Annotated in this window: 13 protein-coding genes; all 13 read left to right on the plus strand. The window is 64.4% G+C overall.

The window, feature by feature from the left end; translation table 11 throughout:
* The first annotated feature begins 288 nt into the window (after positions 1 to 288).
* Positions 289 to 1,104: a Flp pilus assembly protein CpaB gene (gene cpaB, locus RR842_RS01290; protein WP_332513945.1), complete on the plus strand. Its 816-nt coding sequence runs from the start codon at positions 289 to 291 to the stop codon at positions 1,102 to 1,104.
* Positions 1,101 to 2,486, plus strand: coding sequence for a P-loop NTPase (locus tag RR842_RS01295; protein WP_332513944.1), 1,386 nt, complete (start codon positions 1,101 to 1,103; stop codon positions 2,484 to 2,486). Before cpaB ends, RR842_RS01295 begins: the two co-directional genes overlap by 4 nt.
* Positions 2,474 to 3,799: a CpaF family protein gene (locus tag RR842_RS01300; protein WP_332513943.1), complete on the plus strand. Its 1,326-nt coding sequence runs from the start codon at positions 2,474 to 2,476 to the stop codon at positions 3,797 to 3,799. The genes RR842_RS01295 and RR842_RS01300 overlap by 13 nt, the downstream gene beginning before the upstream one ends.
* Positions 3,769 to 4,749, plus strand: coding sequence for a type II secretion system F family protein (locus RR842_RS01305; protein ID WP_332565788.1), 981 nt, complete (start codon positions 3,769 to 3,771; stop codon positions 4,747 to 4,749). Before RR842_RS01300 ends, RR842_RS01305 begins: the two co-directional genes overlap by 31 nt.
* Complete coding sequence (locus tag RR842_RS01310) at positions 4,746 to 5,714, plus strand: type II secretion system F family protein (protein ID WP_332728841.1); 969 nt, start codon at positions 4,746 to 4,748, stop codon at positions 5,712 to 5,714. Before RR842_RS01305 ends, RR842_RS01310 begins: the two co-directional genes overlap by 4 nt.
* A 55-nt stretch (positions 5,715 to 5,769) precedes the next feature.
* On the plus strand, positions 5,770 to 6,006 hold the full coding sequence (locus RR842_RS01315; protein ID WP_332712438.1) for a hypothetical protein: 237 nt from the start codon (positions 5,770 to 5,772) through the stop codon (positions 6,004 to 6,006).
* Positions 6,007 to 6,011: 5 nt separating this feature from the next.
* Positions 6,012 to 6,359: a hypothetical protein gene (locus RR842_RS01320; RefSeq protein ID WP_332728842.1), complete on the plus strand. Its 348-nt coding sequence runs from the start codon at positions 6,012 to 6,014 to the stop codon at positions 6,357 to 6,359.
* 29 nt (positions 6,360 to 6,388) lie between these two features.
* Positions 6,389 to 6,952, plus strand: coding sequence for a TadE/TadG family type IV pilus assembly protein (locus tag RR842_RS01325; protein ID WP_332728843.1), 564 nt, complete (start codon positions 6,389 to 6,391; stop codon positions 6,950 to 6,952).
* Positions 6,928 to 9,108: a molybdenum cofactor biosynthesis enzyme gene (locus RR842_RS01330; RefSeq protein ID WP_332728844.1), complete on the plus strand. Its 2,181-nt coding sequence runs from the start codon at positions 6,928 to 6,930 to the stop codon at positions 9,106 to 9,108. The genes RR842_RS01325 and RR842_RS01330 overlap by 25 nt, the downstream gene beginning before the upstream one ends.
* Positions 9,105 to 9,578 carry a hypothetical protein gene (locus tag RR842_RS01335; protein ID WP_332728845.1) on the plus strand — a complete coding sequence of 158 codons (474 nt, stop codon included), beginning with the start codon at positions 9,105 to 9,107 and terminating at the stop codon, positions 9,576 to 9,578. Before RR842_RS01330 ends, RR842_RS01335 begins: the two co-directional genes overlap by 4 nt.
* Positions 9,575 to 10,135 (plus strand): hypothetical protein, encoded by a 561-nt coding sequence (locus RR842_RS01340; RefSeq protein WP_332513932.1) that lies wholly within the window; start codon positions 9,575 to 9,577, stop codon positions 10,133 to 10,135. Before RR842_RS01335 ends, RR842_RS01340 begins: the two co-directional genes overlap by 4 nt.
* Before the next feature lie 2 nt (positions 10,136 to 10,137).
* Positions 10,138 to 10,494, plus strand: coding sequence for a DUF192 domain-containing protein (locus RR842_RS01345; protein WP_332553460.1), 357 nt, complete (start codon positions 10,138 to 10,140; stop codon positions 10,492 to 10,494).
* A partial coding sequence (locus tag RR842_RS01350) for a hypothetical protein (protein WP_332728846.1) occupies positions 10,491 to 10,906 on the plus strand: 416 nt, incomplete at its 3' end. The genes RR842_RS01345 and RR842_RS01350, both read left to right, overlap by 4 nt.

Raw genomic sequence — 10,906 nt, forward strand, 5'->3', positions numbered from 1 at the left:
TCGGATGCCTGCTTTCCTCTTGCTTCGCCATGCTGCCGTCCACGCCGACCCTTCTCCCTTTCGTCGTTTCTTCCGGGGGTTTACAGGGCGTGGGGAGGTTTTCCGTGGGGAACGGCGCTCCCCCCTGTTTGGAGGCGCACGGTGCCGACCTGAGGGGGCAAGTCGTTGATCTGGCCAGACTTCCCTCGCGTTGTTCGTTGGCAGTGCGTTTTCCTCTTCCATAGACTTTTTGCTGGATTCGTGTTGGATTTACGCTTTGTCTCTGCGCGGGTTTTGACGGTTGGTTTGTTGGGTTTCGGCCTCGGTTTCGACGGTTGCATGTGGGGTGCGCTGACGGTGGATCGGCAAGGTTGCGGCGGCATACTGGAGGCCAAGGATTCCCAGGATGCGGAGGCGACGATGAGGCGAAAAAAGACGGCAGTGGTGGGCATTGCGTGCGGCGTTTTGTGTGCGGCATGTGTGTTCGCCTATCTGCAAAGCGTGCGTGGCGAGGCGGAGTCGGCGCGCGCAGAAGCCCTTTCCCGCTATGGAGGCGAGCAGATAGAGGTGTGCGTTGCCAGGAGGGATATCTCCGCTGGCGAAAAGGTGGAGGCGGGAGCTCTCGAGACGAAGCTTTGGGTGGCCGATCTGCTTCCGGCGGATGCGGCACGGTCTGCCGACGAGGTGGTCGGGCGGACGGCGACGTCGTCGGTTCTGGCTGGCGAGGTGGTTTCTCTTGCCCGGTTCGGCGAGGTGGCGACGACAATCGACGTTCCCGAAGGCTCGGTGGCTTTGAGTGTGCCCGCGAAGACGGTGCAGGCAGTGGGCGGGGCGCTGGTGCCTGGTGCGAGAGTTGATATGTACGCCTCCGGCGACACGACGACTTCGGCGATCGTGCGTGATGTGCTAGTGCTGGCTACCAGTGCTGGTGGCGCTGACGGCAGCAGGAGCACGTCCGATGTGGCTTGGGTTACGGTTGCGCTCGCACCCGAGCTCGTGCAAGAGGTCATCGCCGCCTCGCATAGGGCCGAGCTGTATTTTGCGCTGCCCTCGTCGGCAGGGTCTGCAACTGGTGGGGCGCCTTCCAAAAGCGAAGAGACCGGTGCGGGAGGTGGTCTGCAATGACGCCATTCATCGCACTGTGCGCCGATACCGAGAGCATCCGTCGTCCGGACCTTATCGGGCTGGCGGGTGAGAGCCTTGCTTCTCAGGAATGGCTGCGTCTGTTCGCGACAGCAGAGGAGGCCCGACGCTTTCTGCGCAACGACCACCGCATCGTGGAAGCATGGGTAGCGGGATGCGACGACCTGGAACCCATCAACCTAGCGGCTACGCTGAAGCGCGATCGTTCCGATCTTCGCGTGTGCTTGCTCGCGTTTCAGGGAACGGGTTCGCTGATGAGCCGGGCCAGTGCGGCAAAGATCGATGCATCGCTGACGCGCCTAGCGTTCGCCGAGCGCTACGCCGACATGAAGCGGCGCTCGATCGTCGAAGCGGGCGAGGTATCGGCTGGGCCGCACGCCCAACATGCCACGCAGGTAGGGGCTGGCGGGGGCGCGTTTGCGGGCCATCTTTCGGCGGCGAAGGAGGGCGCGTTTGCGGGTGCCTCTTCTCCATCCTCCGCGCCGTTGTCCCGACCGCAAGGCTCTCCGATGTCCCGAGCAGAGCATCCGGGCGTGGCGGCGCATCACCCGGCATTCGTCCTGCCGGTGGTCAGCGGCAGCGGCGGGGCGGGGAAGAGCACGGTGGCAGCACTGTCTGCCCTGTTCGCGCAAGGATTGGGATACAAGACCCTGCTGCTGGATTTTGATTTGCAGTTTGGGGATATGCGCGAAATGACGGGTTGCACCGAGGCTCTTTCCGTAGACGAGGCGATCGTTGCGCCCGAGCGGCTGGCGCGGCTGGCTCCCGATGGCTTGCTGCCAGCGGTACTGGCAGCGCCTCGGCGCCTCGAAAATGCCGAAGCGGTGGTGTCGGGTGCGGGGTGCCTGCTTGATGATCTTCAGGGTCGCTTCGATGTGATTGTCGCCAATACGGGTGCGGCTTGGGCGGAGCACCATGTCCTGCTGCTCGAGCGTTGCTCGAAGGCCCTGTTTCTGGTGGATCAGCGTCCCTCATCGTTGCGCGCCTGTCGCCATGCACTCGACCTCTGCGCACGGTGCGGTATTGCGACGGGGCCGTTCCTGTTCGCTGCGAACCGCTGCTCGAAGGGCGCGCTGCTCAGCTCGATCGACGTTTCGTGTGCCTTGAAGGGTGCGGCTGCGGTGGAGTTGCGCGACGGGGGCCGCGAGGTGGAAGAGCTGATGGGTGCGGGCCAGCCCCTCGACCTCATCTCGGCAAAGAACGACCTGTGCACGAGCTTGGAGCACGTGTTGGTCGATATCCTGCCGAGCTGCGAGGGGCGGACCCTGCGCATGGCGCAAGCGCAGGCGCGGGCGGGGAAGTTGGAGCGCCGGTTCGGCCGCGGCCGTCGTCGGGGGAGGAAGGACGAGACATGTCTTTGTTAGAGCGGGTTCGGCAAGCAGGAAACGATGTGCCGCCGGACGGCGCTGCTGGAATCGAGCCGGGGTTTGACCGGTTGAGGGAGCAGGTGCAGCTGCTGGTGTCGGTTGACGAGGTTGCAGCCCTGCAAGCTGAGAACCCCGAGCGTGCCCGCAACGAGGTGCGAAGTGCCTGTCGGCGCGTGTTCGGACGCATGGAATGGTCGCGCTTGTCGGCCGAGCGTCGTAGGTATCTTGAGTCTGAGCTGATCGATGCAATATTCGGCTTCGGTCCGCTCGAGGCGCTGCTTGCCGATGATGCCGTTACCGAGATCATGGTGAATGGCCCAAAGAAGGTGTTCTTCGAGCGGGACGGCCGACTGTGCCGCAGCGCTCAGGAATTTGCCGACGACGGGCAGCTCCGTGCGTTGATCGATCGTGTGCTGGGGCCCCTGGGCCGCCGTATCGACGAGTCGTCGCCCATGGTGAACGCCCGCCTTCCTCAGGGCCATCGCGTGCATGCCATTATTCCGCCGTTGGCGCTGGATGGGCCGGTGCTCACTATCCGGAAATTTACGAAGCAGGTCATGACGCTCGAGGACATGGTTGCGAAAGGATCGTTCGACCAGGCGATGATGTGGTTTCTCACCTGGGCTGTGCGGGCGCGCAAGAGCGTTGCCGTTTCGGGAGGGACGGGTTCGGGAAAGACGACGCTTCTAAATGCGCTTTCATGCGTCATCCCGCCCGAGGAGCGCATCATCACGATCGAAGATTCGGCTGAGCTGCGTTTTTTGGAGCACCCGCACGTCGTGCGCCTGGAAGCGCGGCCGCGCAACGCAGAGGGATGCGGCGAGGTGACTATTCGCGACTTGGTAACGAACGCATTGCGCATGCGTCCCGACCGCATCGTCGTGGGCGAATGCCGAGGGGCCGAGGCGCTGGATATGCTGCAGGCCATGAACACCGGGCATGACGGGTCGCTTACCACGTTGCATGCGAACTCGCCCGAAGAGTCGATCGCGCGCCTGACAACTCTGGTGCGCTACGGTGCCGACCTGCCGGTGGATGTTATCGAGGCGAACATTGCCAGCGCTATTGACGTGGTGGTGCAGACGGCGCGCTCGCTGGACGGGTCGAGGCGCGTTTCCGAGGTGGTGGCCTTTTCCTACGATCGCGAGAAGCGCCATTGTGCGGTAGAGCACCTGTTCGAGCGCGGCGAGGGAGATCGTCGCGGCCACTGGTTCAGTGCACCTTCGTGGGTGGCAGGCCTTGCCTCTCGCGGCAGTGCGACTGAGAAGGAGGTGGAAGCGTGGATGCGAGCATGTTGTTTGGCGGCATGAGCGTTATGTTGGCTTTTGTTTCGACGGCATTGCTGGTCAGGAGCTTGTCTGCTGTCACGCGCGGCACGCGAGATGCCGCCGCCGCTGTTCAGGGCGGCGCGGGCGGCGGAACGGGATGGCTGGCATGGCGGCTGCGCAATGGATTTGCGCCGGTTGTGCCTTTGGCGGAGGCGCTTTTGAGGATCGCGCGCGTGAGGCGGTTCGCCAGCGAGGCCGTGCGGCTGCTCGCAGAGCGCCGCTACCTCGCGACGGAGCGCTCGCTTGCTTCGGTCGCCTTGGTGGGCTGTGTGGCTCTTGCCCTTGCAGCTGGCCTGGTGACGCAGAGTGCGGTGGCTGCGACGGCGGTGGTGGCGTGCGCGGTGGCGGTGGCGGCGGTGCTGGTGAGTTCCGCATGCGACCGGCGTCGCGACGCGATGCGCGAGGCGGTGCCCGAGGTGCTGCGGTCGCTTTCGGCGTGCTTTGGGGCGGGGCTGACACTGTCCCAGACCTTTTCCCAGGTTGCAGGTGAGGTTCGCGGCCCCCTGCGCACTTCGTTCGCCCATGCGGCCCATGTGCTCGATACGGGCGGCGCCGCTCAGGAAGCATTGACGGCGCTCAAGGCCGATGCCGGGGCTTCGGAGCTTGCGTTCGTGGCCGTTGCCTTGGATGTGCAGCACCAGGCGGGCGGTAGCTTGAGGCAAGTGTTGGACGCGGCGCGCGATTCGGTCGAAGGGGAGCTGGCGCTCAGGCGCTCGCTCAAGGTGCAAACAGCGCAGGCTCGGTTGTCGGCGCGGGTGGTAAGCATTATGCCTTTTGCGTTGGTGGCGATTTTCTCGCTGGTGAGCAGTGATTTCCTTACGCCGTTTTTTGCGAGCCCCGCAGGGTACGCGCTGCTTGCGGTGGCGTTGGGCATGCAGGCGGCGGGAGTCTTCCTGGTGCGGCGCGTGCTGGCTGCGGGAGCCGGGTCATGAACGGCGGCGTCGCCGTTGTCGAGGTGCTCTCGTGCCTGTCGGCCGGTGCAGCCGGGTGGTGCGCCACTTGTCTTTGGCTTGAGCGTAGGGCTACCTTCTTGCAGCGTCGCATACTGCGCCAAAGCGCAGGGGTCGAAGGCGGATTACCATTGGGCTCGTCTTCGCAGGGCGCTGCCGATATGGTCGTGAGATATGCGACTGGGCTGAGCAGGCGCTTGGCTTTCGGAGTTGCCCGCCCGCTCTCATTTGGTAGCGCGGTCCGCCTTTCACGCGGGGGGCGGAAGCGGAGAAGTGCCTGGTTTGCTGCGCATGCACTGAAGGCGGGTCTTGCATCCGACGTGAGCCCGGAGGGGTTTCGCGAGGCGGGCGTGCGCTTGGCGCTTGCGTTTGCCGCAGTCGGGGGCCTGGTAGGCGCGGTGCTCTCCAACGAGCTTGCGGTGCTGCTGGGGTTGCTCGGGCTGGTTGTTGGCATCCTTGCGCCTCGGTGGGCCGTACGGGCTATCGAGGTCGGGCGCACGGCGGAGGTGGAACGCCACCTGTCTGAGATGCTGGAGGTGGTGGCGCTGGGGTTGCGCAGCGGCCTGTCGTTCGACCGCAGTTTCGAGTTGTATGCGCAGCATTTCTCCTCGACGCTCGCCAACTCCTGCGCTTCGGCCTCGCGGCGCTGGTCGTTGGGACTGGCGACGCGAGATGAGGCGCTGCGAGATTTGGCAGCTTCGTACGGATCGGACCAGTTGACGCGTGTTGTGGAGAACATCGTACGTTCGTTGCGGTTCGGATCGTCGCTGGCCGAAGGGCTGGAGGCGGCGGCGGGCGAGGCGCGTGCCGAGCACCGTGCGCATATGGAGGAACGAGTAGCGAAGGCCCCGGTGAAAATGATGATGCCGACGGGTGCGCTTATCTTGCCCGCCATGCTGCTGCTGGTGCTGGGGCCGGTGCTGCTCGACCTTGCGGGCGGGTTTTAACCGGTGCGTACGGCTTGATGCCAGTCTCTCTTATTGGATAGGGAAGGGAAGAAGTATGAACGGTTTGAAGGTGACCAAGGTTCGGGAGTGCGCTCTGCGGGGCTGCTGCTACATGGCGTGTTGGCCGTCTCGCATGAGGGCCGGGCTGCGCGACGAGCGAGGCCAGGGCACGACCGAGTATGCCATTCTCGTAGGCGTGTTGGTGGTGATCGCTATTTTGGCCATTGCAGTGTTCCGGCCCAAGCTGCAGGAACTTTGGGATGCCATTGCCAGCGGCATCAACGGGCTGTGAGGAGCGTGTACGGGGACGCCGCGCAGGCGGAAGCGCGCGATCCGCTTGCTGGTTCGAAGCGGGCCGTTTGCCGTGTGGCTCCGGCGGCGGTTCTGGCTGGCTGCGTGCGTTTGCCGACGGCGATGGCTCGATGTCACGTGCGTCGTAGGATCGGGTTGCCTCTTGGGGAACGCGGCCAGGGGACGGTGGAGTTCGCGCTGGTGACGGCAGGGCTTCTGACGGTGATCGTCGCTTGCGGGGCGCTCTGGCGTGTTTTCGAAGGAGGTCTTTTCGTGGAGCATGCTCTTATGGCGGCCTCGCATCACGTGCAAGGTGCCGCGCCTGGCTCCATTGCGGACGTGTTCTTGTACTGACGAGGGTTCAAGAGGAAAGGAGGAATGCGATGAGCAGGTACGAAGCGAAGTCAAGCAGCTGTAAGCGGGTGCTGCGACCCTTATGGACGTTGAGACGCGACGAATGCGGCCAGGCCACTGTCGAGGCAGCTGCGGTCATCCCGGTGCTGTTTGTCGCGCTGCTCCTGCTGGTGCAGCCGGGCATTTTGCTGTACGACCGCATGGTCATGCAGGCGGCTGCGGCGGAGGGTTGCCGGCTGCTTGCGACCAAGACCGACACGTTGGGCGATATGGACGGTTCGTGCGAGGCGTTCATCCGGCATCGCTTGAGCGCGATACCGCCCCATGACAGCTTCCATCTCCATCGTGGCGGATGCAGCTGGAAAATTGCCCTGGAGGGAAACGAGGCATCCCAGACGGTGCGCGTGACCATAGGAAACGACGTGCGCCCCTTGCCCCTATTGGATGCAGCCGCCGTATTGCTGGGAATGACCGACGCTGCCGGGAACCTGCATCTGGAAGTGTCGGCCTCTCTGCCGACGCAGCCTGCATGGATCGACGGCGCCGAGGCTGGCAGGGATCCTTCAGCGTGGATAGGGGCGTGGTTGTCGTGAGATTGCTGCGGTTGCGGTATTGCAGGCACCATCCTCGCTCCCTGTTCAAGGATGAGGAAGGGTTTACCACGGCAGGGGTGGCGCTCGCGCTGCTCATCACCTTGTCGCTTATATTTACGTCAGGCCAGGTGTACCGGGTGGGCTCGGCATCGGCCGATGTGCAGAATGTGGCCGATGCGACGGCGTTGGCTGCCCAAAACGAAGTTGCCGAGTTCATGATCGTCGTGCGGGCCTGCGATGCGGTTGTGCTCTCGCTCTCCCTGACCGGCATTGTCGCGACGGGCTTGGGCGTGGCTGCGCTGTGTACGCCGGCCACGGCTGCGGCCTCCGAGACGCTCCTCAAGGCAGGCCGTGAGGTTATGCGTGCGCGCGACGCGTTTGCGGACAAGGCTGCTGCGGGGTTGAACCATCTGCAGAAGGCCTTGCCCTTCCTGGCGGCGGCCAGCGCGGCGAGCATTGCCTCGGCGAATGGTGGCGGTCCGATGGGTGCCGCCTATCTAGGCCTTGCCGTCCTCGTGCCAGCCGATGGCGATGAGATCGCAGTCGATGCCGTCGAAGGAGTGCACGATCTGGCCGACGACATCGACCAGGAGGCCAACGACATCAAGCAGGCTGCTGCTGACGCTGAGAGGGCCGCTCAGGAGGTAAATGAGTGGAAGGAACGTGCATTTCGAAGGGACTGCGGCGACGACCCGTCGTACTGCATGTTCGAGCGCGCCCACGCGCTCGCAGGGCTTGGCGGGTCGGACAACCCGCGCTATGCGAGTGTCGATGCCTGGTCGTTTTCCGTTGCGCTCGACCGTGCTCGTACGTACTACGCCCATCGCTTGGCCGAGGAGGCACCTCAAGGGTCGTCGGTCGAGGAGCAGGCGCGCTCTGCCTTGCGCGAGCGTTTCTATGCTTTCGCATCCTCCGAAGTGGCGCGTGGGTACGTGCGAGAGACGGCAGGGAGTTTCGACGCGCTGTTTCCCCACCTGCCCAAGAACACAGAGCAGATGCGGGCGACTGCGCTGTACACCGAGGGGGTCTACCCGATTTCGATCAGCGGCGACGGTTCGGTCATGCATGCGTGGGAAGGCTGTCCGGAAGCTTCGGGGGCAGCGGGGCGGGGGTCTATCGCGCAGATGGAGCAAGGCGGATTCCCTCGCTGTGCGCAGTGCGGGTTCTCGGCGGCAAGCATGGGCAAGGTGGCCGCAGCATCCACGTCGATCGAAAATGGGTTCGAGTATCACTATGAGGCAGTTGCCCAGGCTGCCGATGCCTACCAGAAGGCACGTGCGGAACTCGACCCTCTTACGTCTGAGGTGAAGGGGAAGGCGGGAGGCTTGTTCGACCGTTGCTTGGATATGCTGCGGAAGGTGGGCGGCAAGCGCATTGACGCGGCGCCTCCTGGGCGGTTCGGGGTGGTGGCTTTCGTGGTGAACACGAAGGCAGCCGCCGCCTCGACTGGTTTCGCCAGCGGCTACGTACGAGAGGCGGGGTCGCTGGGCGCCCGGGCAGCTGTATCGGCTGCGACGCTGGTGGCCGAGCCGTCCGACGAGGGGAAGAACGTGCTCTCTTCGTTGCTTGACGGTTTAGAGGGAAGCGGCGGGGCGATGAGCGGGGCTTTGGGCATCGTGCTTGACTGCTGGTCGGGCCTGCTTCGGGCCTACCTCGATGGCCAGCAGGCTGTCGAGGGCTCGATCGAGCGGGCGCTGGGTGCGCTGCCGCTTGCCAGTGCGAGCGGGTTGGGTACGTGGGCTGCCTCAGCACTGGAGAAAGCGGTCGGTGCGTTGGGGCTCCAGCCCGCAAAGCTCGATGCGCTCAAGCCGGTTGTGGTTAATTCCGCGCATGTTGCGGGTGCCGACGGAGGGTCGTTCTCCACCCGTTTCCTGGCAGTCAAGGCACGCGCGATAGCGACGCCGCTCTCCTCGACCGACCTGTTCTCGTCCGTCGTGACGTCGGCTGAGGCTGCGGCGCTCGATAGCATCGCGGGCCTCGGCGGAACCATCGAGATCGCTTCGATCAGGTTGTTCGGGGACGAGGGCCCCTCCATACCCATCACTATCGTGCTGCCCCAAGCTGCTCAAGATGCGGCGGCTGGCCTTATAAGCGATATCGCTGACGGAGTGAGGGCGCTGTACGCGCAGGTTACGGGGGTGAGGACGTGGGAATGAGCACGAAAAGAGATGCTCGGTGCCGGGTGCTTGGCTTGCGGGGCGCATCTGCTCGGGCAGGCGGCCAGATGACGGTCGAGCTTGCCGTGGTGTTCCCCGTGCTTTTGGTGGTGGCGGTAGTGGCGGTGAACGCCTTGCTGTTCTTTTCGGAGTGCGCAGGGTTCGACCGCGTGGCGCGCGATGCGGTGCGCGTGCATGCGACGTCGCCGGCTTACGGTCAGGGCCTCGAGCAAAGCCGCGCTCTTGTTGCCGCCACGATAGAGCAGGCCTTCGACCGTCCCTTTGTGGATGCGCGCGTTGCTGTCGAGGGCGCGAAGGGCGGATGCGTGCGCTTCACTGCAACGCTCGAGTTCTCGCCGACGTTGTTCGGGATGGGCATGAGGTCGTCGGTGCTGGGCGTGGCCCTTCCGCACCTCGAGCACTCTGTGTCGATGACGGTGGACCCGTACAAGCCGGGAGTGCTGTTATGAGCGCCGCGGCGCGAAGAGGCCTGACCGCCGCCCTCGCCCTGGGGATGCTGCTGGCTGGCGCGCTGGTCGTCGATGCGGTGTTGGCGCAATCCCGTCCAGGTATTTTTGCCGAAGCGGCAGGCACTTTCGTCTCCCCGCCGGTTCGCGACGGACCTTCTGCGGAGGCACCGAGGTTCGAAGAGGACGTTGCTTCGGAAAGCGGAGGCGGGGAACGGGGGGAATCTGCCGTATCGAATACCTTGAGCAGCGGGGCCCTCGGGCTTCCCGAAGGTTTTGAGAACGAGGTTCTGCCGGTAGGGCAGCTCTCCGATCTGCGGGTGAACGATACGGGCACAGTGGTCGGGTTCTCTCTGCCAGCCGAGCCGGTTGACGCATTCGGTCTTCTTGCCCAGAGCCTGTCGGATCGTGGGTGGAGAGCGGTGCCCGCAGGAGGGGGGTCCAGCGGGACATTCGTGAAGGAAGAGGGCCGTTTCATCTGGCTTTATATTGCCTGCGTTCGGGTGGGTGATACGACAAGCGTTGTCGTGCAGTGCGCAACGACGCAAAGAAAGGATTGAGCATGGGTGGAAAACCAAAGGAACACGACGATCGTCTGGAGATGCGTACTGCACTGACTTTGGCGACGAAGGCGGGTCGCCGGACGTTGGGTTTGCTGCTGAGCGGATCGAGCGACAAGGCGCTGCTGCTCGTACCGTGCAGCGACGTGCATACCGCAGGTATGCGCCATGCCATCGACGTAGCATTCGTGGATCGGACGGGAGCGGTGGTCGAATCCCATCGGTCGGTCGGGCCGTTCCGCAGGCTGAGAAATGGAAAAGCAGTTGCGGTGGTCGAGCGGTTCTCATCGTGCGGCGAGGCGTGGTTTTGCGTCGGCGACCAGGTAATGCTTTCCGGCAGGGAAGGAGCGAGGCGATGAAAGCCTGTCCTGTGTGCCATGCGCGCACCTTTGACGATGCCGAAGTGTGCTACGGCTGCATGCACCGCTACGAAGGCGATGCGATGTGCGGCCGCGCTGCTGTCGGCGATGGTGCCCGGGAGCCCGATGGTGTCTTTGGCGCGCGTGATCTGGCTCGGCCAGTGCCGCCGCTCTCCGAGAAGCCCGTGGCACCTGAGTATCCTGCCGCGTTTGGACAGGAGATACCGTTCGGGCATATGGCGACACCAGCCCAGTCGGTAGGGCGTGGAAGGTCGGAGGAGCCTGCGAAGCCGACGGAGCCCGGACGTGCCGTACCGGCTGAAAACTGCCCTTCTCAGGGAGAAAAGGTCGCATCCTTGGGGTATGCAGGAAGACATGTTGCGGTTCCGGACGGAGACGTCAGCGGGAGCTC

The organism is Gordonibacter sp. (assembly GCF_036667095.1).
Taxonomy (GTDB): domain Bacteria; phylum Actinomycetota; class Coriobacteriia; order Coriobacteriales; family Eggerthellaceae; genus Gordonibacter.

Coding starts and splice junctions, on each gene's coding strand:
- RR842_RS01315 (WP_332712438.1), top strand. CDS start 5,770: ATGAACGGTTTGAAGGTGACCAAGGTTCGGGAGTGCGCTCTGCGGGGC.
- RR842_RS01310 (WP_332728841.1), top strand. CDS start 4,746: ATGAACGGCGGCGTCGCCGTTGTCGAGGTGCTCTCGTGCCTGTCGGCC.
- RR842_RS01340 (WP_332513932.1), top strand. CDS start 9,575: ATGAGCGCCGCGGCGCGAAGAGGCCTGACCGCCGCCCTCGCCCTGGGG.
- RR842_RS01335 (WP_332728845.1), top strand. CDS start 9,105: ATGAGCACGAAAAGAGATGCTCGGTGCCGGGTGCTTGGCTTGCGGGGC.
- RR842_RS01325 (WP_332728843.1), top strand. CDS start 6,389: ATGAGCAGGTACGAAGCGAAGTCAAGCAGCTGTAAGCGGGTGCTGCGA.
- RR842_RS01345 (WP_332553460.1), top strand. CDS start 10,138: ATGGGTGGAAAACCAAAGGAACACGACGATCGTCTGGAGATGCGTACT.
- RR842_RS01300 (WP_332513943.1), top strand. CDS start 2,474: ATGTCTTTGTTAGAGCGGGTTCGGCAAGCAGGAAACGATGTGCCGCCG.
- RR842_RS01295 (WP_332513944.1), top strand. CDS start 1,101: ATGACGCCATTCATCGCACTGTGCGCCGATACCGAGAGCATCCGTCGT.